Below are 20,957 nucleotides of genomic sequence, written 5' to 3'. Positions count from 1 at the left end.
TTTTTTGCCCGGTCCACCGGCCCACCCGCAGCGCTCATTGACCGGGCCTTGCAAAAAAAAGATTGAATATTCACACCTAATGTTATTTAAATAACAAAACAAGAGCGCCACGACCTGCCTGGTCGGGGTGCAACAAGGTGGAATAGCAATGAGCAAGATCGCAGTCATCGGCAGCAATATGGTGGATTTGATCACCTACATCGACCGCATGCCGGCCCAGGGCGAAACCCTGGAAGCGCCTGGTTTTGCCCTCGGGTGTGGCGGCAAGGGGGCGAACCAGGCGGTGGCGGCAGCCAAGCTTGGTGCCCAGGTGCTGATGCTGAGCAAGGTCGGCGACGACATGTTTGCCGACAACACCCTGGCCAACTTCCAGCGTTTTGGTATCGACACCCGTCATGTGCAGCGGGTGCCTGGGGTTTCCAGCGGTGTCGCGCCGATTTTTGTGCGGGCCGACTCCCACAACAGCATTCTGATCGTCAAAGGCGCCAATGCGCATTTGTTGCCGGCGGACATCGACGCAGCGGCCGCCGACCTGCGCGAGTGCACGCTGATCGTGCTGCAGTTGGAGATCAATCTGGAGACGGTCTACTACGCCATCGAATTTGCGCACCGGCACGGCATCGCAGTGCTGCTCAACCCGGCACCGGCCCTGGCCGGCCTGAGCGGGGAGCACCTGGCGCAACTGGATTTCCTGATCCCCAATGAATCGGAACTGGCGTTGATAACCGGCCAGGTCGTGGACTCGCCGGACGCCGCCCAACGCGCCGCGCGCACGCTGGTGGCCAGCGGTATTCGCCACGTGATCGTCACCCTCGGTGAACACGGTGCGTTGTACGTGGGAGAGGAGGGCGAATTCCGGGTGCCGGGCCGAAAGGTCGTGGCACGGGACACCACGGGCGCCGGCGATGCCTTTATCGGTTGCTTCATTCAGCACTGGAGCCGCGACGGCGGTATCCGGCAGGCCATGGAACAGGCCGTGGCGTATTCCGCCTGCTCGGTCATGGCCCTGGGCACCCAGACGTCATATCCCGACAGCGACGCGTTCGCCCGTTTCCAGCAACAGCCGTAACCCCCAAACCAGCCCGGAGAACAATAATGAACAAACCTGCGCTGCAACAGACACCCGATGGTTTCTACCTGAACCGCACGCCCTGGTTCGCCTTTATCCTGCTGTGCAGCATCTTTGCGCTGTGGGCGGCGGCGGCAAGCATGAATGACGTGCTGATCGCACACTTCAAGAAAGCGTTTTTGCTCAGTGATTTCCAGACCGCCTTTGTGCAGTCGGCGTTTTACCTGGGTTACTTTTTCGTGGCGATTCCGGCGGCGATGGTGGTGCGTCGTTTCAGCTACAAGAGCACGATCCTGATCGGGTTGCTGCTGTACATGTTCGGCTGCCTGCTGTTTTTCCCGGCGGCGTCCACGGCCAAGTACGGCATGTTCCTGCTGGCGCTGTTTGTGATTGCGGCCGGCCTGTCGTTCCTGGAAACCGCCTGCAACACCTACTCGACCCTGATGGGGCCCCGGGAAACCGGGACGCGGCGCTTGAACATCTCACAGACGTTCCACCCCTTCGGTGCGATGGCCGGGGTGTACGTCGGCAGTTTCGTGATGTTCAAGGACACCGACGCGACCACGGAACAACTGACCCGGATGAGCGCCTCCGAGGCCGCCGTGCAGCAGTTGCAGATGATCCAGTCCACGCTGTTGCCCTACAAGTGGATGATCGCCGTGCTGGTGCTGATGTTTATCCTGGTCGCGATCACCCGGTTCCCGGCCTGCAAGGGCAATAAGCCAGCTGACAGCAAGCCTGGCAGCCTGCGCCACAGCCTGGGCCGACTGTGGCGTAACCCGCGCTTTACCTTTGGCGTATTGGCGCAGTTTCTCTACGTGGGCGCCCAGGTCGGCGTGTGGAGTTTTACCATTCGCCTGGCGATGCAAATGGGCGGAATGAATGAGCGCAGCGCTTCATGGTTTTTGCTGACCACCTTTGCCGCCTACTTTGTCGGCAAGATGATCGCCAACCTGTTGATGCGCCGCCTGCATCCGGCCAAGGTCCTGGCGATCTACGGTGTGCTATGCATTGTGCTGCTGGCCTACACCATTCTGGTGCCGAATATTTCGGCGGTGTACGCAGCGGTCGGCGTGAGTATTTTCCTCGGCCCGTGCTGGCCGACCATTTACGGCCTGACCATCGATGGGCTGGGTGAAGACACCGGCGTCGGCGGTTCATTGCTGGTGATGAGCATCGTCGGCGGCGGGGTGATTCCGATCTTCCAGGGCCTGTTGTCCGATGCCAGCGGCGGCAATATGCAACTGGCCTACAGCGTGCCGTTGCTGTGCTTTATCGTGATCGTGATGTACGCGGTCAAGTGCATGCGCCAACCCGGCACGTTGCCGTCGAGCGCCGCCGCGGTGGTGGCCTCATGAATACGCGGATCCCGCTGTATCCAGCGGTGTTTGCCGAGCAGGAGAGAATCCTGTTGCAGTCCGAGGATTTCAACGTCAGTGCCTGGATCTATCCGTCCGGCGTGCTGGCCGTGGGCCTGGAGAACAGCCGTGGACGCCTGGTGCTGCTGCCTTATCAAGGGCAGATGATCTGGTCGGCGGTGTTCGACGGCTGTGACCTGACCATGAGCAACCTGTTCGAGCAACCCCGGCCCAGCCCGACGATCATCGATACCTACGGCTGCTTCATGTTTCACAGTGGCCTGCTGCGCAACGGTTGCCCGGCGCCGGATGACTCCCACGCCTTGCACGGCGAAATGCCTTGCGCCCCGATGGACTCGGCCTGGCTGGACATCGGCGAGGGCTTTGTGCGCCTGGGCGGTTGCTATCAATACGCCAAGGGCTTCGGCGATCGCTACCGGGCGTGCCCCAGCGTGACCCTGCGCGCCGATTCGGCGGTGTTCGATATCGACATGGACGTGACCAACCTGGCCGGCAAGCCTATGGAACTGATGTACATGGCCCATATGAACTACGCCTTTGTGGCCGGTGCGCGGTTTGTCGAGCCAGGGGGCATGCAGCGCCTGCGCCTGCGCACCAGCATTCCGGACCACGTCAAGCCGACGCCGGACTGGAGTGCCTACATGGCGCAACTGGCCGAACAACCTGGGCAATTGGCCTGTCTCGATCAGCCGGGGTTGTACGATCCTGAAATCGTGTTTTTCTTCGACGGCGTCGGCACGGACGCCACCGGCCAGGCCCACTTCCTGCTGGATCATCCCGATGGCGCGGCGTTCTACACCCGCTATCGCCCCGAACAATTCGAGCACGCCGCACGCTGGCTCCTGCACACGCCAGATCAGCAAGTGGCGGCGTTCGTGCTGCCATCGACGTGCGAACCCGAGGGCTATAACGCCGAGAAAGCCAAAGGCCATGTGCGTCTGCTGGCGGCGGGCGCCAGCGCTTCGTTCAGTGTCACCACCGGCTACCTGAGCGCGCAGGAACGCCAGCGGTTGCTGGGTTAAACCAGCAATTGCGCGCCGTGGGCCTGGATGGCGTCCTTGTAGCTGCGGGGGATTTTCTTGTCGCTGACCACGTACTGAAAGTCCTCCAGGGCGGCGAAGTGAGCGGTGCGCACCGTGTCGAACTTGCTGAAGTCGGCGAGCAACACACGTTGCTGGGCCTGGCGCATGACCTTTCGCTTGACCTCGACTTCATTGAAGTTGAAGCACGTCACGCCGAATGCCTGGCTGACGCCAGCGGCAGTCACGAAGGCCCAGGTCAGACGCACGCTGTCGAGGATGCTGCTTTCGGCACTGTTTTCAAACACCTGGTTCTTGCGATGGAAGGTGCCGCCGCACAACACGATGTGGCAGTTGGGCTTGTTATGCAGCTTGAGCAGCACGTTCAACGAGCTGCACACCGCCGTGAACTCCAAGTCGTCGGGGATGAAGTCGATCACGAACGGCGAGGTGGTACCGCAGTCGAAAAACACCGTGTCACCGGGCTGGATCAGGCGCGCGGCGAGTTTGCCGATGCGGCGCTTTTCCTCGACGTGGCGGGTGTCCTGCTCGGCAACCCGGTAATCGCTGACCTCGCTGCCGACCCGGGTGATGTAGCCCCCCAGCAGGCGCAGGTGATCACTGAAGTGGTTGAGATCGCGGCGCAGGGTCATCTCCGAAACCTCCAGCAGCGCCGCCATTTCCCTCAGGTGAATGGCGTTCTGGTCCTGCAAGGCTTGTTGGATAAGCTTGAGTCGCTCGGCTTTTCTACTGTCCACGAGTATTCCAGGGCTTGATTGTTTGTGTTAGACAAGTAACATTTGGTGTTATTATTGTAACGCATTAGTGTGGGTGCTGTGACAAGCGGCACACGACCATTCGCAACATACAGGCAAGGGCACGTTAAATGAACACTCTTCAACCCGCAGCATTGGCCAAGTACATCGATCACACCTTGCTGGCGCCCGACGCCTCCCGCGAGCAGATTCGCACCTTGTGCGAGGAAGCCCGGGAGCACGGTTTTTATTCGGTGTGCCTGAACTCGGGGCAGGTGCCTTACGCCGCTTCCTGCCTGACCGACGACAGCGTGGTGATTTGTGCCGTGGTGGGCTTTCCCCTGGGCGCCGGCCTGAGTGACACCAAGGCCTTCGAAGCCGAACGGGCGATTGCCGCCGGGGCAGGGGAGATCGACATGGTGCTCAATATCGGCTGGTTGAAGGACGGTTTGCTGGAGGCGGTGCGCGAAGACATTGCCTTGGTCCACAAGGCCTGCGGCGCCGTGCCGTTGAAGGTCATCCTGGAAACCTGCCTGCTGGACGACGAAGAGAAAGTCCAGGCCTGTGAAATCTGCCGGGACCTGGGTGTGGCGTTCGTCAAGACCTCCACGGGGTTCAGCCGAAGCGGTGCCACCGCCGAAGACGTGGCCCTGATGCGTAAAACCGTGGGCGCTGCGGTTGGGGTCAAGGCGTCGGGGGGCGTGCGCGATTATCCGACGGCACTGAAGATGATTGAAGCCGGGGCGACACGCTTGGGCAGCAGTTCGGGGATTGCGATTGTCGGCGGGGCGATGACGGCGGCCAGTGGTTACTGAGTTTCGGGCCGGCGCCTGGCAGCCTGTAGGGAAATCCCTACAGGCTGCGCAACTCATTAGATCACTATCCGGTTTTCCTCATGGCTCTTTGCTATATGTCACGCTAGAGTGGAGGGAAGATTCAATGAAGTCTTGATTTCTCCGGCCTCGGCCGAGGCCGCAGGACACTTCATACCTGTGGAGTGCACCATGAAAGTTCTAATCGCCGATGATTCATCCATGTCTCGCAAGATGGTCTTGCGTTCCCTGCCAGAATCACTGACCGAAGATGTTCGCCAGGCCTGCAACGGGGCCGAAGTGATGGAGGCTTACCACGCCGGTTTGGTCGACCTGCTTTTTCTCGACCTCACTATGCCCGTCATGGATGGCTTCCAGACCCTGGAGGCACTCAAGCGCGAAGACGCCAATGTGGTCGTCGTGGTGATCAGCGCAGACATCCAACCCCTGGCCAGGCAACGGGTATTCGACCTGGGCGCTGCTGCCTTTGTAGCCAAGCCGGTTACGGCTGAAGCTGTAGTCAATGCCTTGCACGTCATAGGAGTGCTTTGATGGAAACCTTGGCCGCACTCACCGAAGACCAACGTGATGCCCTGCAGGAACTGATGAACATCGCCATGGGACAGGCGGCCGAGCGACTGGCGCTGCTGACCGATACCATGGTGACGCTTTCGGTTCCTTTTATTCACCCGTTGATCCGGGAACAGAATCACCTGTTGATTCCGGAGCATCTGCGTCGGAGCTTCATGATCGTCACCCGCCAGTCTTTTCTGGGTGAGCTACGCGGCGAAGTGTTCGTGTGCTTTGGCTCCAAGGGGGCCGATGAACTGGCCGAACTGCTGGGCTACAAGGGCAGCGGCCTGGAGCAGCAGCACGAGTTGATGCTTGATGTCACCAACATCCTGACCGGCGCCTGCATCAGTGGCCTGGCAAGGCAGGTGGCGACTCAGGTGAGCTATGACGCACCGTCCATTCTCGTCCACACCGGACATGCGGCGAATGCACTGGATGAATTGAACCTGAATGAACACCTGGCGATGGTGCTGGAAATCCGTTTCGAGGTTCAGGCTCATCAGTTCTCCTGCGACTTGTTGATCTGCATCACTGAACGTACGGCAGGCGTTGTCGTTCGGGCCATCGATCGTTTGCTGGACGAACTTTGAAGGGGCCTCTTCATGACAGACAGCAAGGTAATTTCCCGGGAAACCCTTGAGTCGATGCTCAAGGCCATCAACATGGGCGTGCTGCTGGTCGACCAGGACTGCAAGGTGCTGTTCTCTAACCATTTCATGTCCATCAACAGTGGCCGCAGCGCGGAAGAACTGGTCGGCCGTACGCTGTTCGAAGCCTTTCCGGAGCTGCCGGAGGCCTGGACCCGGCAGAAGATCAACAGCGTCATCACCCTGCAAAACTTTGCGTTCACGTCATGGCAGCAGCGGCCGCACCTGTTCAATTTCGAGAGTACCCGGCCCATCAGCGGCATGGTCCGGCTCATGTATCAGAACTGCACCTTCTTCCCCGTGCAAGATGCCGATGGCAGCAATCTTGGCGTGGGCCTGGCCATCAGTGATACGACTGACACGGCTGCCCGCCAACTCGAGTTGACGCAACTTAACAAGTTGCTGGAAGAAGAGAAGGGTGCCCAGGCGCTGCTGATCGCGCGGCTCGAAGACGCACAGGCACAGTTGCTGCAGTCCGAGAAGATGGCGGCGATAGGGCAACTTGCTGCAGGCGTGGCCCACGAGATCAATAACCCGATCGGGTTTGTCGGCTCCAACGTCAACAGCCTGCGTCGTTACCTGGTGGACATCTTCGCGCTGCTCGAAGCCCATGAACAGGCGACCGACGACAGGCATGCCAGCGCTCATCCCGAGCTTGCGGTGATGCGGGACAAGATGGATTACACCTTCATGCGCCAGGACATCGACGACCTGCTGGCCGAGTCGGTCGACGGCCTTGACCGGGTCACTCGCATCGTCAAGGACCTGCGCGAGTTCTCCCACGTCGACAGTTACGAATGGCAGTTGGCCGACCTGCACAAGGGGCTCGACAGTACCCTCAACGTTATCTGGAACGAGATCAAGTTCAAGGCTCAGGTGATCAAGCGCTACGGCGATGTGGAACCCATCGAATGCATGGGCTCACAGATCAACCAGGTCTTCCTGAACCTGCTCATCAATGCCAGCCATGCCGTGGGGGCCGACGGCGAAATCACCCTCAGCAGCGGCAGGGAGGACGGGGGCGTCTTCGTCGAAATCGCCGACAACGGCCATGGCATTCCCCTTGAAATCCAGAACCGGATATTCGAACCGTTCTTCACAACCAAGCCGGTGGGCATGGGGTCGGGCCTTGGCCTGTCGTTGTCGTACAGCATCATGGTCAAGCACCATGGACGGCTCACCGTCGACAGTGAGCCGGGCAGGGGGAGTCGCTTCCGCGTCTGGTTACCCTTACGCCAGCCGGTGATAGAGGCTGTCTCTACCTGCGCCGTTGAAGGACGCTGATCATGGATACGCTGTCTTCCTGCGAAAAACGACACACCGTCATGCTGGTGGATGATGAGGAAAGTATTCTCAACAGCCTTCGGCGCCTGCTGCGCGCAAAGCCTTACGACTTGCTGCTGGCCACGAGCGGGGCCCAGGCGCTGAGCCTTTTCGAACAACACGCGGTCGACCTGATCGTCTGCGACGCGCGCATGCCGTTCATGGACGGGCCGACCTTGCTGCGCGAAGTGCATAGGCGCGACCCGCACTGCGTGAATATCCTGCTGACCGGCTACGCCGATATGAGCATGATCACCCAGGCGATCAATGATGGGTATGTGTTCCGTTACATCAGCAAGCCCTGGAATGATGAAGAGCTAAAGCTCAGTCTCGATCAGGCTCTGGAAATGAAGAGTGCTCGTTGAGCGTCACCTGGCGAATTCGTTACCAAGCCTATAACTCAACTAAATAGTCATTTAGTTGAGTTGGCTATCGGGCAGGGTTCAGGCCTGGGCGAGGGCGCTGATACGCCGTTCGCTGATGCGTTCGACGGTGTCCATGTGTTCGGTGCCCCACACGCACAACGCGCCCAGCGCGGTGGCCAGTGACTGCCCGAAGGGTGTCAGGGAATACTCGACCTTGGGCGGGATCTCCTGGAAGTCGATACGCGCAATGATTTCGTCGCGCTCCAATTCCTTGAGTTGCTGGATCAACACCTTGTCGGTCACGCCGCCAATCGCACGCCTTAACTCGCCATACCGATGAACATGTCGCGCCAGGTTATACAGGACCAGCGGTTTCCATTTGCCGCCAATCACCGCCAGGGCAGCCTCGAGCCCGCAATTGAAGGTGTTGTTCGCCATGTGATGGTGCTCCAAAGGGGTACTTACTAAAAGGTTCATACTATTCAAAAGAATAGTCTGGATCTAGAGTTGGGCCTCAACATTCTTCGGAGTTAACCATGAGCAGGCTCGACGGAAAAATTGCAGTGATCACCGGTGGCAACAGTGGTATTGGCCTGGCAACCGCCATGCGCTTTGCAGCGGAAGGTGCACAGGTTGTGATTGTGGGACGCAGGCAGGAAGAACTGGACAAGGCGCTCGGGCTGATCGGGCCTGGAGCGCTCGCCATTCAAGGGGATATCTCGAGGCTGGACGACCTGGAGCGCATTTTCAGCCACATCAAAAGCGTCAAAGGTCGCGTAGACGTGCTGTTCGCCAATGCAGGCCTGGGGGATTTCCAGCCGCTCGGGTCGATCACCGAAGAGTCGTTCGATCGTACGTTCGGCATCAACGTCAAAGGCACACTGTTCACCGTGCAAACCGCGCTGCCACTGATGCACGCCGGCGGTTCGGTGATCCTCACCGGTTCGACCACCGGCACCATGGGCACACCAGCGTTCAGCGTGTACAGCGCCACGAAAGCCGCATTGCGTAATTTCGCCAGGAGCTGGGCGCTGGATTTGAAAGGCAGCGGTATTCGCGTCAACGTACTTTCACCGGGACCGATCTCGACACCGGGCCTGGACCTGGCGCTTTCAAGTACCGGCCAGAAGGATGCAATCATTGACGACATGACGGCGCAGTTGCCACTGGGCCGTATCGGCCAACCGGAAGAAGTTGCGGCGGCGGCATTGTTCCTGGCGTCGAACGACAGCAGCTTCATGACCGGCAGCGAAATGTTCGTGGATGGAGGGTTCGCTCAGGTTTGAACCAGAGAGGGGTTTTGCCTGTTGGAATCTGACGGGCACTGCCCCTCATTACGTAACATCGTATTACGCATAATGTATATTATGTTAAATTATGTGTCAGGCCCACGCCGTACGGCGGCTGGCGCCCAGCGGTACCCGGAAGTGAAGATCGAAATTTCAGAGAAGTAAAAATCTAAATTGCGGAAATGCCCCCGCGTTTGGATATTTACTTCCATCTCGGTGCTACTGGAGCTTCCTGAGACACTGACACGATTTTCCGGTTATTTAATGACGCTGTTAGAGCAGCTGGGCGAGCTACCGGTCTGCTCAATCTGAGTCAACCCGACCTTCAGCTTTGATTCGACAAATTGGCTTTAGCACTATCGATCCGTCGACCAACTCGATGCTTAAGATATCACCCAGCCCGACGCCCATTGCCGCTAGTATATCCGCTGGGAGATCTATGATGATGTCCCCGCTGCTATCACCTGGATCCTGGCATATCAAAATAGTTGGCAATGCATCACTCATTGGGTGCTAGCTCCGTTCTCGGCCAAAATATTTTAGACGATATCGTACACAGACATATGCAGAGGTTTCCTTCTTCGCCGTAATTCCAACGTTGGACCTTCTGCGAGACGTGTTGCGATGGGCTTTGACATTATCAAGCCCGCATTTCATCGGGATTCCTCACGCTCAAGACTTTAATAGCATTAAGGAGTGCTCGCTCTACCTACGGCTGCTGCTAGACGACCTCCACGTCAGTCGCTCGAAGCTGGTCATCTGAGGGATAATGACTGCCCTCCTCCTTAGGCCAGATTTCCGCCTTTGAGGATTGGCGGAAATTGGAAGGGCCCTATCCAACGAAAAGTCAGGGCGTCATTATTTACATTGTGGGATTAGTTCTGGGTATCAACTTCAGACGCAATGGTAGTCAAGATCACTTCACGATCATACCGTAATGAGAGTTGCACCGTACCTGTCCAACTATTTGCATCCGAACTGACCGGTGCTTCTATTGAATTTCGCCAGAACAGTTCGCGCCCACGCCCGATTCGATCGGCACAAATCGGCCAACCTCCATAAGCGTCCAAGCTATTCCTTAATGCCCACAATAACCACCAAAGCAAAGCAAAGCGTTGCTCAGGCCAAGAGAAACTGCGGCGCTGACTGGCAAAATTGTCATAAGTCTGAATTGATAGCCCCAGCGATGAAGCTGTCAACTGCCTTGCCATAAACCTCGATTGGGTACATCACGATGACGCTTTGGTTCCATCCTACGGTGATGAACTCAAAGGTAGCGCTGCAGTGCGGATGCATAGCTACCTGGAGAAATATCTGAATATATCCTGCTGACTATAATTTATAGTCAGCAGGATATATTCAGATATACGGCAAATCTGCACGCCTGTTGGTGCCGTCGCTGAAATGATCCACAGGCCAATGCCACACTGACCCAACACCAATCATCTCAAGCTCAGCAATGGTATGGTCCATGAGGTGGTGGCTTGGGTCAGTGATGTTTTCAACATCTGGGTCAATCCTCTCCTGGCGATATCAGCTTATGCTAACTACCAGCGAGGCGCCCATGGGGTTCATGTTCGATTCCAAATTGCGATGCTGCATTAAGAAATCTATGAGCTGCTTCATTAGATCTATTTGCCATCATGTGTCGAGCTTCGGCCTCAAATTGAGCTTTTAACAACCACTTAGAGGTTTTGACTTTACGTCTTCCTTTCATGGGCGCCTCTCGTGAACACTGCTGGGAGGGGACTTCGTCGCCGCGCTCTTATAGCCTATCGTAGGCAGCGATGATTAGCGTGAAGGCGCTAAGTTTAAAAGACAGAAGTATCCGTACCCTCCTCCCCTTTTTTGGTCTTCAAAAAGGTCTCATTTGGAGTTGATCTACGGCACCAATGAAGAGTCAACAGCTACTCAGCGGCATTCTCCGCATCGGGTAGATTTACCGCGTTGACCATTCGAGTGATGACGAGAGACAACCAGGTTTGATGGGCGAGAAGCTCTGGGTCAACTTCACCATTCGCATTGGGCGTTTCATAGAGTGATCTCCAGCCCAGTATATCTGCTGGGTCGACCCTTGCGTTGTCTCTGAATACAGCCTTTGAAGCAAGCCGATAGGCGTATGTGTCTAAGCAAGCATCATCCGCTATCCTTAGCTCGACGCGACCAAAGTCAAACACGCTTTCAACGACCCATCGCTGAGAACCGTTAAATTCTGGAGGAACTGCCAGCAGGACACCAACGATGGCTTTATCTGAATTAGGTCGATCCATTTCATTGAACAGATCGATCAGATTTTGGCCGGAGGTGCGCTTGATAATCTCCACACCCCGCTCCGGCTGATAGACGTTCGCCACTGCGACAATAAGCATAGTTGAAGGACTTCGCTCATTCCTTGTGGCGGATAACTGACGTGCACTCATCTGTATTCCGGCCATAAGAATCTCGCTAAATGAACACTATAGATTGTAGCCCTATAGAGCTCAAGAAGGCTTCATCGTTCCTTTTGTGGATTAAGCAAAATGGAGCTGCGAGAAGCGTTTGCCACCGCGTTGCGCAATACACGGATTCGCCACGGGTTGACCCAAGAAGATTTTGGAATCGTCAGCAGTAGGACATACCTCAGCACCCTGGAGCGAGGGCTCAAGAATGTCACTTTGGAGAAGGCATCGGAGCTTGCTGGCAGAATGGGCATACATCCGCTGACCCTTCTTCTAGAGAGTTTTTTGCTCCTCGATCCTGGTACGGATTTAGACTCGTTGCTTGAACGTATTCGGCGTGAGATCAACACGGACCAAGACTCTTAGCTCGCAGCCCGTGATGTCGAATTATTGCGGTGCATTGCCTGGCGTCTAGCACTGAGTCAGGTATATCGATCTTGCGCACCTTGGCCAAGGGAGCGACGTCAATCGCGACCCCGTACAGACTCTCGTTAAGGCTGCGTTCTCGCCGCCTTATCCTGTTCCCAATGGGTGATATCCGGAATCTCGTCAGCGCCATCAGATCCGAGCATCAAGGTCTGGCGAGGGAATATGTCCATGAGGTTCGGTATGCGAGCAAAGTCTTGCACGGTCTCCGCCCATTCGTAGTTCTCCTCGAATGGGTAGTAGTTGACCGCATGCACGAACACGCCAAGCACCGTGGTTTCGGAGGCATTGTATGCCGAGATATTGTCGATATTTTTTTCCTGGCGCAGCTCTTCAATCTGGATACCGTCACGGGTTTCGTACCAGACATGCACTACACCAGCCCGGTCAGGCGGGATCTGACTGACGCCATCGTTGACCAGGCTTTTGAAATGCTTGGAGCGAGTGGAGATCGACTCCTTATGGTCACAGCGCCATTGGGCAGCTACACAATTGGCGACGTCCTTGACGAACACGTTCAGAATATCGTCGCTGGTACCTGGTCGAATGACCCGGCTAGCAACGGTCGCGATGCTTCGCTTCTCGTTACTATCGACATAGCCGAACACCAGTTTCTCTTGCTGCGGGCAGTGAGGGCGAACAGAAAAATGCCGGTAGTGCCGCTTGAGGTGCACTTTATCGATGACGCGGAGTTGAGCGCAGATCGAGCCTTCTCTTACCCTCGCCCCACCTGCCTTGATGGCAAGGTTGACCACCTTGATTACATCCTCAGCTGTCACATCAGACACCTGGTCATGGAATGTCAGGTCAACAATGCTCCAAGGGGCAGCTTTGAGCATGTGATGGCTCAGCATTGACCAGATCTCAGCCCAAGCTTGCTCTTCAGCTTGGGAGTACTTGGTTTGCTTAATCGAGCGCTTGCACTCTACGTAGAATTCCAGGTCTCCAGACTTAACCAGAAGGTCTGGAGATTTTTTCTTCCCATTGGGCCAAGTGATGGTGTTCTCAGAGATGAAGGAAACCTCATACCCATTCTTGATGTAGAAAGAGGCCGTCAGCAGCTCGAACAGCTGAGTTTCAGGGTTGTTGTTGTTTGCCAACATTTTGTCGAGAACGTCCTCGACATTCGGCACCTTGCGGAGCTGATCTGCAACGGCACCGATGGCCATGGCATACGGGTAGATGCGTCTGCTGCTATAGGCAGAATCACAGAGTGGAAAATCGTGCGACAAGTAAGAAGCCAGTATGTACCAGTCGATGTCGTTCTCTGCAGGCATGAAGAGCTGGGGCTCGATTGGCAGTCTGACGTCGAAACTCGCATCTTTCTCTCGGATGCGCTTCACGTAGATAGCTCTGCGCTGAGCCCAAGCTTCGGCTCCGAGCCTGTCTACGAGCAGCTTATAAAACGCTTTGATCCTTGCGCGCTCAACCCAACTGACAGCATCCATTGTGGTCTCTCCATGTAGGGAATTCGGAGACTAGCCTAAAAAAATAGCAACGTGCCACTACCCAAATTCTGAAAGTAGCCTCGCTCGATGGAGAATTGCTCTTCAAAAAATCGAGTTGGTCGCAACACTTGTCACCTAACCGAAGGAAGACCTCCTTGATCGAGTCCAACACCTGGTATGTTCTTTTGACGCACTTCGAAGAGTAAACATGGACGTAGCCTATTTCCTTCACCAACGCATGGCGTTCATTAGCAACTATTTTGATGTCGCTAGCGCACCGTTTCTCGAAACCATGCGCAAGATCGAGGAGCAAGAAGCACCCTTTGTACCGCCTGAGTTCGATCCGGATACCATGGATTCGTCACCTGCTTTCCTGGACGAATGGCTCCAGGCGCAGGCAGGAGCCGAAATCGTTGGGCAGACTAGCGTGTCGATGCTTTCCGAGGCGTTGAAAGCATACTTCGTCACGATTGAGCGGCTGGCAGGGCTGGACTGCGAAGCATCCTACGGGACGAAGTCGTTCAAAAAAGGCTTTATTCAAGGATATCGAACTTGCTTTGCCGCGCAGGGGATCGATTGGAGCTCATGCCCCGCAGATTTTAAAATCCTTGAGCAGGTCGTGCTGGCTCGCAATGCCAGCCAGCACTCTGTCGGCCTCATGTCCCCTAATGCCAAGCACTCCAAGGACACATTGAGTAAGCATCCCAATCCCTTGTTCATCAGTGAGTATGAGAACGACCTGCTAAAGCGCCACGGCGGAAGCTGGCTTACGGAACCGAACGTCCACGTCACCCGCGTGAGCCTGAATGCAGCCCTGTCCGAAGTGGAGAAGCTTGCGCGATGGTATGACGAAGACTGAATTGCTTTAGGCTGCGCTGAGCAGATTTGCAGCAGAGCGGAGCTTCTCGGGCGCGATGCCACCCTCTATAGTGGCCATTTGCATGGCGACGAGGGCAGACCTGATTGATTTGGTGTCGCCCGGCCAATCGTCTTGAATTGCAGCGCGCGTATGCGAGCTCACTTCTATTTTCATCAGGAGTTGGATGGTGCAGCAGTTCTCTTTGGTCCACGAAGGCATTACCTACTACGCGGATTACGAAGTGTGCGACGACACCCTTCTGGTTTATTTACCAAACGGTGAGATCCGTCGGACCGAGCTTCGTGGCCTGGATGCAGAATCGGCGGCTAGGCCCCATTTGCGCTCATACCTCAAAAACACGCAGGCGCACGGCGAAATGCCAGACAACTGGTAAGACACACCGCTAAGAAAACTTTAAACCTTCATTGCAGGGATGCCATATGCCCCAGGTACCACTCAATCGGGGTTTCCGCCTTGTCCCGGAAACCTATCAGAAGGACGACATTCCAATTGGAGAACTGTTGCTTGCAAGCGCTTCGTCTGACGTTAAGACATGGGCACAGTTGTTCGATGAATACCGTGTAGTCATTCTCGCCGAAGCTGGTGCCGGGAAGACCTACGAGTTGGAAGGGGCCGCACGGCGACTGAAAGACCAGGGTAAAGCAGCGTTTTTTATCCGTATCGAAGACCTTTCGGAGCAGTTTGAGCAGGCTTTCGAAGTAGGATCGGCAGAGGCATTCATCAGCTGGCTAGCAAGTTCCGACGAAGGTTGGTTCTTCCTCGATTCTGTGGATGAAATTCGCCTTACAGCGGCGCGGGTATTCGAACAAGCACTGCGTAATTTTGCCGGTCGAGTGGGATTGGCCTGCAATCGCGCGCACATTTATGTGTCGAGCCGCCCGTATGCCTGGCGCCCGCAGCGAGACCGTACACTGTTTGAAGCAATTCTGCCGTTTCATGCTGACATGACCACGCTTGAGGGTGAACAAGATGAGCCCAGTGTCAGCCTGATCGCAGACCAAGTCACTTCACAACGGCTTACCACGCACACCAACGAAGAGCCTCTCCTCACACTCAATGTTTACCAAATGACCGCGTTATCGGCCGAGGACATCCGGACTTTCGCTGAGTGCAGCGAAGTGCCGAATAGCTCGACGTTCTTGCACGAACTGGAGCGCAGTAATCTGTACACTTTGGCACAACTGCCGTTCGACTTGCGCGACCTGATCTACGCATGGAAAACCGATCAGGTGTTGGGGAGTCGGTTGAACATCCTGGAGCAAAGCGTTATCCGGCAGTTAAGCCAAGCAGAATTGAGTACACCTTCGCTAACGCTCACACGTCTGCGGGACGGCGCCCAATTGCTTGCCATCGCGGTAGTCTTGACTGGCATTGCTAACGTGCGGTTGCAAGCTACAACTACCGGTGAAGGCATCGACCCGATGGTGTTGCTGCCCGAATGGTCCGCGGCCGAACGCCATGCTCTGCTCACCAGCGGGCTTTTTGGGGAGCCTGTCTACGGAGAGGTGCGTTTCCGCCATCGCGAGGTACGAGAATTACTCGCCGCGCGCTGGATCCACCAACAGCTGGGTACCGAGACTAATCGCAACGAAATCGAGCCCTGGATCTTCCGCTCACGCTATGGGCTGACCGTGCTAAGTGCACGCCTGCGCCCTCTCTTGCCTTGGTTGATTCTGTTCGACGAACACATCCGTGAACGAGTCATTGCGGACTACCCAGAAGTCGTCGTTGAGGGCGGAGACGCTGCAGCATTGCCACTCAACGCGCGCGAGGCAACCCTAAAGCGGGTGATTGAACAGATCACAGACCCGCTTGCATCGCTCAGAGGGCTGGATAACAGTGCAATCGTGCGAATTGCTACCCCCGAGCTGGAACCCTTCACGCTCCAGCTCATCGAAGAGCATTTCAAAAATGACCGGGTGATGTTCATTTTGGGACGCCTGGTATGGCAAGGAAAGATGACTCAGAGCCTTGCGCCGCTAAGCCGTATTGCTGCGGATCCACAACGCAGTCACTATGCTCGACTGGTAGCAGTACGCGCAATTGGATCCTTGGCGAGCAATGAGCGCCTCAGCCAGCTTTGGCGAGCTATTCTGGACAGCGGGGGGGAAATACCTCGCGCGGTCTTTGCCGAGTTGGTCGCGTATGCACCTCCAAAGAAGGCCTCGATTGACCTTATTCTGGAAACACTCGCCCGATCGGAGGGCTACAAACGTTACGACTCCAGTGGACTCGCTGGCAATCTGACAGATTTCGTGAACAGCTTGGCTGGCTGCGAAGAACCCACATCAGCCGATTACTTGCACGCCTTTGCCACCGGTTTGCTAACTTATCTTCAGAAAAGGCCGCATCTGGAGCGTAGCGAGTGCGAGCTTTCGAAAGAGTACTACTGGTTAATGCCAATCGCTTTGCGATGCGTAGAGCACCTGATCGCTAAGCGGGCTCCAGCCGCCATGTCCTCCACGACCCTGAGTGTTCTTGCGGCGGCCCCTGAGCTTATGCAGTGGCACGGTAGCGAACTGGGCGATATCAAAGGCGCATTGACGACCTTGGTTCCCGCGTGGCCAGACCTGAACGACGCACTGTTCTGGCGGTGCATCGAGAACTGCCGCACGCGGCAGGCACGCAGGAAGCAAAACCTCAAGGACGATTGGCTGGTTAGCTGTTCATGGCACTTCTGGGCATTTGATGCGGACAGCTTTCCCAGAATGCTGAACTGGGTTAGGCAGCGACCTTTAGAAGACGACCAGTTTGTCGCGCTCGCGAGGGCCTATCGCACCTTCAATGAGTATGACGAACCTCCACTCTGGCGTGAACAATTGCTGGCCAGTACGCATGGCCATCCACCTTTGCAGGAAACCCTGCATGCACTGCTCTACCCGAAACCAAATCCCACACTCGTGCGCTTTCAGGAACAGGAAAGAAAGTACCGTCGCCAGCATGCGCGACAGCAAAAGCGTGAAAGTAACCAGTGGACACACTTTGTCGAGCGCCTCAAAGCCAATCCTGATCTAGTACGTCACCCGCCTGGCTTACAACCGAGCGAGGTGAGTAACTTTCAGTTTCATCTGATGGAGCATATTCGTGATGGATCCGGATCGTCCACGCAGCTCGATGGCAGTGATTGGAGCGCACTGATCCCAGAGTTTGGCCTGGCGGTTGCCGAAGCCTATCGGGATGCAGCCATCACTTTCTGGCGTGCCTACCAACCCACTTTACGCTCAGAAGGCGCAGAGCCGAACAGTATTCCCGCTGCGGTAATGTTCGGGTTGACTGGCCTCGCCATCGAACTGCAGAACCAGGAACACATTGCCAAATTAGACGCGCGGGAAGCGGAGTCGGCCTTGCGCTACGCGCTTTTCGAGCTCAATGGCTTTCCTTTCTGGTTCGATAGTTTCTGCCGACAGCATCTGCCTGAGGCGACCGCATTCTTCTACCGCGAAATTGAGTGGGAATTGTCCACCAGCCAGCCCGAGCAGCGTCCTTTCTATGCCCTGCACGATGTGGTCTATCACGCGCCCGTGCTGCATTCGACGCTGGCACCGTTGCTTAAGCAATGGCTGATGAACCATCAGGTACAAAACCTTGAATGCCTGCGCTACAGCCGGCGCATCATCGGTAGTGACAACTTACCAGCGGCTGAGATCGCCGGGCTGGCTTTGGACAAGATCACCGACCCTGCGACGCCGGGCGAACAATTGCCCGTTTGGTACGCGGTCCGTACCGACGCCGACCCGACATTGTCGCTCCCGGCATTGAGAACAGCCCTGAGAAAGTTATCCCGAGTAGCTGCCGAGAGGTTCGGCGAAACCTTTAGCGTAGAGTTACTGGGAGGTCGAAGTAATGCAGTCCTGAGCATTGGCGGCTTCAACAGTCCAACTTACCTGAAAGAGCTGTACCTCCTGATGCACAGCGTCATCCGAGTGAAGAACGACCTTAATCGGGCCGGAGGCGGGGTGTATTCCCCAACGGTACGTGATGATGCTCAGGACGCGCGCGAACGCCTCTTCGGCATGCTCCAAGAGCAATCTTCTGAGATCACCTACCGCGCGATTCTTGAGCTCGCCGAAAAACACCCGGTTCAGCATTTTTGCACGTACATGCGTGCGTGTGCTGTCAGCCGGGCAACCACCGACGGAGATATGCAGCCATGGCGCATTGAGGAGGTCGCTCACGCTGCGCGTCGTCTCAATCGGACAAGCACCCTCCTCTCCCCGGTATTGGAGGTCGACCATGCAGTACGTTGAGCGACCCATAACTCCTCCAGCCGCACTCAGCTACCCGGAAGCCCAGGCGTCGCGAAAAGCGATGCTGGAGTTTTGGCAGCTAGAGCCTCAGCGACGGGCGCAAACCAGCGTGCCGAACATCGGATTTACCCCGGAAGAGCCGCACCTGCTGGAAGCGCTGGCCGACATGAGCGGACAGCGCTGCGCTTTCTGTGAAGCCAGTGCTACGCTGGTCGTTCATCGCTTCCGTCCGCCAGGTAACGCGCTGCCAGTTGCGCGTTCTAGTGACGCGCATCTTTATTACCTCTGGCTCGCCGACGCGTGGCAGAACCTGCTGCCCATCTGTCACGGCTGTACGCCGATTGAGCCGCAGTTTCCAGTTCGCAGAGCACGCTGCCGGCCACCAGCACTGGACCAAGTCCAGGAGTATGTCAGCAGTGGCAAAGGGCTTTGGCATTTTGGCTCGCCCGAAGAGGAGCCCTTGCTGCTGGATCCCACCCAGGAGCGACAGTTTGCCAAGCACCTGATCCCCACACTCGACGGTGAATTGCTGGCAGGCACAACGCGCGGCGAGCAAACCATTGCCATCTTCGACCTCAACCGCTCGGAGCGCCGCGATCAACGATATCAGATCTATCAAAGGCGCTTGGAAGCACTTTACACGTGCGTGGTTTCAGGAGAGTTCAAGAGTATTGAACAGCTGGTTGATTTCAAGAACCTGGAGTTCGGCGGGACGTGGTACTTGCTGCTCCGGCGCCTGCTCGAACATCTGTCGATCAAAGGCATCGGACGGAAATTGGCTGTCGAGCGCGTGCGCCCTGCCCTTTACAAATGGGCTGCGACCCCCGATGCCGCAGCGCTACTGGAACAGGCGCGCCACCTGCTGCTGCGTGAAGACGCGTACCTTCGCGCCAATGGCACGCAGGTCCGGCGCCTGCCCCCGGCAAAAGACGCCGTAATTGCTATTCAAATTCGTAACTTTAAAGCTATTGAGCGTCTGGACCTCAGGCTTAACGAGCCATCGGCGAGCCCCGCGGAGCACCATGGAACACTGGCTCCCTCGTTGGTCATTCTGGGTGAAAACGCCACCGGAAAAAGTTCTATTCTGGAAGCCATCGCCTTGACTCTCGTCCCCACGACGGTACGCAGCGCACTCAATGTACCCTGGGCTGACATGGTAATTGACCCTACTCAGCTCGGCGCTGAACAGTTAGGGGAGATGGCGAAGGCCCACGTTCGAATCGAACTGACCAACCAACGCTGGGTTCAGTTGAGCATCGACCGGCAGCAGCCCACCCACGACAGCGATCTGGGCAACCAGCAGGTCCCTGTCTTTGCCTACGGTGCTTTTCGTCGATACGGTCAGACCAGCCAGCGTGCAACTGCACATACCCATGTGCGCAGCCTGTTTGACGGTCATCCGCTCTCCAATCCCGAGCCCTGGCTAAGCAGGCTTCAACAAGATCGCTTCGACATGGTGATTCGCACACTGCGGGATGTATTGGCAATCGATGGTGAATTCGATGTCATTCAACGCATGCCGGTCACCGGCGCATTGTGCATGGTCACCACCGTGACCGATTTGGACGGTTCAACACGCTTCAACCACACACCGCTTCACGCCGTATCCTCGGGCTATCGGTCGATGTTGGCAATGGTCTGTGACATCCTCAAAGGACTGATGAGTCCGACAGTTTATCCTGGGTTCGAGAATTTTCAGGCAGCACGCGGGGTAATCCTGATTGATGAAATCGAGGCCCACTTGCATCCGCGTTGGAAGGTACAGGTGATGTCCCGCCTGCGCGCAGCCCTGCCGAACATGACCTTCATTGTGACCACACATGACCCGTTGTGCTTGCGCGGCATGGCAGACGGTGAAGTCGCGGTAGTGCAACGCATCGCCACTTCGGAGGCTCGGCTGGACAGTCAATTCCCTATGGCCATCGAAAGCATCGCCGGTCTTCCGGCGGTGGCGGAGCTTCGCCTCGAACAGCTACTCACTTCGGATTTTTTCCAGATGCTCTCCACCGACGACGCTTATACCGATCGCCATCTGGCCAATGTTGCCGACTTGATTGCCAAGCGTAGCCGTGGCGACCTTTTAAGTATCGATGATCAGCGGATGTTGAGCGGTTTCCAACACGACATCAACAGTGCCCTCCCCATCGGCTCAAGCGAGGCACATCGCCTCGTGCAGCAGGCCGTCGCCGAGTACTTGGCCCGGCGACGCGCCGCGAGTAGTGAGGCATTGCATGCGTTACGACGTAAAGCCAAGGACGAAATCCTCGCCGCGTTGGAGGGCTTGTGA

General features: G+C 56.5%; 17 protein-coding genes and 1 pseudogene. 14 read left to right on the top strand and 4 right to left on the bottom strand.

Annotated features, from left to right (window positions below; all coding sequences use genetic code 11):
• The first annotated feature begins 148 nt into the window (after positions 1 to 148).
• From rbsK to AC07OP_RS18240, 3 genes are read left to right on the top strand one after another with little or no spacing between them, the layout of a single operon-like run.
• The gene (rbsK, locus tag AC07OP_RS18250; RefSeq protein WP_141157757.1) at positions 149 to 1,069 is read left to right on the top strand and encodes a ribokinase; all 921 of its coding nucleotides are present in this window, start codon (positions 149 to 151) and stop codon (positions 1,067 to 1,069) included.
• Positions 1,070 to 1,095: 26 nt separating this feature from the next.
• On the top strand, positions 1,096 to 2,427 hold the full coding sequence (gene fucP / locus AC07OP_RS18245) for an L-fucose:H+ symporter permease (RefSeq protein ID WP_495102067.1): 1,332 nt from the start codon (positions 1,096 to 1,098) through the stop codon (positions 2,425 to 2,427).
• Complete coding sequence (locus AC07OP_RS18240; RefSeq protein WP_495102066.1) at positions 2,424 to 3,470, top strand: aldose 1-epimerase family protein; 1,047 nt, start codon at positions 2,424 to 2,426, stop codon at positions 3,468 to 3,470. The genes fucP and AC07OP_RS18240 overlap by 4 nt, the downstream gene beginning before the upstream one ends.
• On the opposite strand, the gene deoR is transcribed toward AC07OP_RS18240, so the two are convergent.
• Positions 3,467 to 4,225, bottom strand: a complete 759-nt coding sequence (gene deoR, locus AC07OP_RS18235) for a DNA-binding transcriptional repressor DeoR (protein WP_098479516.1) — start codon at positions 4,223 to 4,225, stop codon at positions 3,467 to 3,469. The genes AC07OP_RS18240 and deoR overlap by 4 nt on opposite strands.
• Before the next feature lie 128 nt (positions 4,226 to 4,353).
• On the opposite strand from deoR, the gene deoC reads away from it, so the two are divergent.
• The 5 genes and pseudogenes from deoC to AC07OP_RS18210 form a co-directional block, all read left to right on the top strand.
• Positions 4,354 to 5,037: a deoxyribose-phosphate aldolase gene (gene deoC, locus AC07OP_RS18230; protein ID WP_027605847.1), complete on the top strand. Its 684-nt coding sequence runs from the start codon at positions 4,354 to 4,356 to the stop codon at positions 5,035 to 5,037.
• Between the two features lie 189 nt (positions 5,038 to 5,226).
• A complete protein-coding gene (locus AC07OP_RS18225; protein ID WP_065927544.1) occupies positions 5,227 to 5,586 on the top strand; it encodes a response regulator in 360 nt (119 codons plus the stop codon).
• A complete protein-coding gene (locus AC07OP_RS18220; RefSeq protein ID WP_115487332.1) occupies positions 5,586 to 6,197 on the top strand; it encodes a chemotaxis protein CheC in 612 nt (203 codons plus the stop codon). The genes AC07OP_RS18225 and AC07OP_RS18220 overlap by 1 nt, the downstream gene beginning before the upstream one ends.
• A gap of 12 nt (positions 6,198 to 6,209) precedes the next feature.
• Entirely contained in the window at positions 6,210 to 7,538 is a 1,329-nt protein-coding gene (locus tag AC07OP_RS18215; RefSeq protein ID WP_098479517.1) for an ATP-binding protein, read from the top strand.
• A gap of 2 nt (positions 7,539 to 7,540) precedes the next feature.
• A pseudogene (locus tag AC07OP_RS18210) lies at positions 7,541 to 7,924 on the top strand (response regulator); the annotation flags it as partial.
• A 96-nt stretch (positions 7,925 to 8,020) separates the two neighbouring features.
• On the opposite strand, the gene AC07OP_RS18205 reads toward AC07OP_RS18210, so the two are convergent.
• Positions 8,021 to 8,380 (bottom strand): winged helix-turn-helix transcriptional regulator, encoded by a 360-nt coding sequence (locus AC07OP_RS18205; RefSeq protein WP_027605843.1) that lies wholly within the window; start codon positions 8,378 to 8,380, stop codon positions 8,021 to 8,023.
• Positions 8,381 to 8,478: 98 nt separating this feature from the next.
• Between AC07OP_RS18205 and AC07OP_RS18200 the strand changes: the two genes are divergently transcribed.
• Positions 8,479 to 9,228 carry an SDR family NAD(P)-dependent oxidoreductase gene (locus tag AC07OP_RS18200; RefSeq protein ID WP_495102065.1) on the top strand — a complete coding sequence of 250 codons (750 nt, stop codon included), beginning with the start codon at positions 8,479 to 8,481 and terminating at the stop codon, positions 9,226 to 9,228.
• A 1,910-nt stretch (positions 9,229 to 11,138) separates the two neighbouring features.
• Here AC07OP_RS18200 and AC07OP_RS18195 read toward each other — a convergent pair.
• Positions 11,139 to 11,651: a hypothetical protein gene (locus AC07OP_RS18195; protein WP_495102064.1), complete on the bottom strand. Its 513-nt coding sequence runs from the start codon at positions 11,649 to 11,651 to the stop codon at positions 11,139 to 11,141.
• A gap of 99 nt (positions 11,652 to 11,750) precedes the next feature.
• Between AC07OP_RS18195 and AC07OP_RS18190 the strand changes: the two genes are divergently transcribed.
• On the top strand, positions 11,751 to 12,035 hold the full coding sequence (locus tag AC07OP_RS18190) for a helix-turn-helix domain-containing protein (protein WP_495102063.1): 285 nt from the start codon (positions 11,751 to 11,753) through the stop codon (positions 12,033 to 12,035).
• A gap of 125 nt (positions 12,036 to 12,160) precedes the next feature.
• Here the strand turns inward: AC07OP_RS18190 and AC07OP_RS18185 are convergent, their stop codons facing one another.
• The gene (locus AC07OP_RS18185) at positions 12,161 to 13,543 is read right to left on the bottom strand and encodes a hypothetical protein (RefSeq protein WP_495102062.1); all 1,383 of its coding nucleotides are present in this window, start codon (positions 13,541 to 13,543) and stop codon (positions 12,161 to 12,163) included.
• A gap of 208 nt (positions 13,544 to 13,751) precedes the next feature.
• On the opposite strand from AC07OP_RS18185, the gene AC07OP_RS18180 reads away from it, so the two are divergent.
• The 4 genes from AC07OP_RS18180 to AC07OP_RS18165 all read left to right on the top strand — a co-directional run bounded on the left by AC07OP_RS18180 (position 13,752) and on the right by AC07OP_RS18165 (position 20,957).
• Positions 13,752 to 14,402: a hypothetical protein gene (locus tag AC07OP_RS18180; RefSeq protein WP_495102061.1), complete on the top strand. Its 651-nt coding sequence runs from the start codon at positions 13,752 to 13,754 to the stop codon at positions 14,400 to 14,402.
• A gap of 187 nt (positions 14,403 to 14,589) precedes the next feature.
• Positions 14,590 to 14,796 carry a hypothetical protein gene (locus AC07OP_RS18175; RefSeq protein ID WP_495109915.1) on the top strand — a complete coding sequence of 69 codons (207 nt, stop codon included), beginning with the start codon at positions 14,590 to 14,592 and terminating at the stop codon, positions 14,794 to 14,796.
• Positions 14,797 to 14,842: 46 nt separating this feature from the next.
• Positions 14,843 to 18,670, top strand: coding sequence for an NACHT domain-containing protein (locus tag AC07OP_RS18170; RefSeq protein WP_495102059.1), 3,828 nt, complete (start codon positions 14,843 to 14,845; stop codon positions 18,668 to 18,670).
• Positions 18,657 to 20,957 (top strand): AAA family ATPase, encoded by a 2,301-nt coding sequence (locus tag AC07OP_RS18165; protein WP_495102058.1) that lies wholly within the window; start codon positions 18,657 to 18,659, stop codon positions 20,955 to 20,957. Before AC07OP_RS18170 ends, AC07OP_RS18165 begins: the two co-directional genes overlap by 14 nt.

The organism is Pseudomonas sp. GW821-FHT09D08, assembly GCF_059416305.1.
This window is presented reverse-complemented; position numbering and strand designations above follow the sequence as displayed.

Bases quoted from the DNA above. Each gene is read 5' to 3' on its own strand.
- rbsK (WP_141157757.1), top strand. From the start codon at position 149: ATGAGCAAGATCGCAGTCATCGGCAGCAATATGGTGGATTTGATCACC.
- fucP (WP_495102067.1), top strand. From the start codon at position 1,096: ATGAACAAACCTGCGCTGCAACAGACACCCGATGGTTTCTACCTGAAC.
- AC07OP_RS18240 (WP_495102066.1), top strand. From the start codon at position 2,424: ATGAATACGCGGATCCCGCTGTATCCAGCGGTGTTTGCCGAGCAGGAG.
- deoC (WP_027605847.1), top strand. From the start codon at position 4,354: ATGAACACTCTTCAACCCGCAGCATTGGCCAAGTACATCGATCACACC.
- AC07OP_RS18225 (WP_065927544.1), top strand. From the start codon at position 5,227: ATGAAAGTTCTAATCGCCGATGATTCATCCATGTCTCGCAAGATGGTC.
- AC07OP_RS18220 (WP_115487332.1), top strand. From the start codon at position 5,586: ATGGAAACCTTGGCCGCACTCACCGAAGACCAACGTGATGCCCTGCAG.
- AC07OP_RS18215 (WP_098479517.1), top strand. From the start codon at position 6,210: ATGACAGACAGCAAGGTAATTTCCCGGGAAACCCTTGAGTCGATGCTC.
- AC07OP_RS18205 (WP_027605843.1), bottom strand. From the start codon at position 8,380: ATGGCGAACAACACCTTCAATTGCGGGCTCGAGGCTGCCCTGGCGGTG.
- AC07OP_RS18200 (WP_495102065.1), top strand. From the start codon at position 8,479: ATGAGCAGGCTCGACGGAAAAATTGCAGTGATCACCGGTGGCAACAGT.
- AC07OP_RS18195 (WP_495102064.1), bottom strand. From the start codon at position 11,651: ATGAGTGCACGTCAGTTATCCGCCACAAGGAATGAGCGAAGTCCTTCA.
- AC07OP_RS18190 (WP_495102063.1), top strand. From the start codon at position 11,751: ATGGAGCTGCGAGAAGCGTTTGCCACCGCGTTGCGCAATACACGGATT.
- AC07OP_RS18185 (WP_495102062.1), bottom strand. From the start codon at position 13,543: ATGGATGCTGTCAGTTGGGTTGAGCGCGCAAGGATCAAAGCGTTTTAT.
- AC07OP_RS18180 (WP_495102061.1), top strand. From the start codon at position 13,752: ATGGACGTAGCCTATTTCCTTCACCAACGCATGGCGTTCATTAGCAAC.
- AC07OP_RS18170 (WP_495102059.1), top strand. From the start codon at position 14,843: ATGCCCCAGGTACCACTCAATCGGGGTTTCCGCCTTGTCCCGGAAACC.
- AC07OP_RS18165 (WP_495102058.1), top strand. From the start codon at position 18,657: ATGCAGTACGTTGAGCGACCCATAACTCCTCCAGCCGCACTCAGCTAC.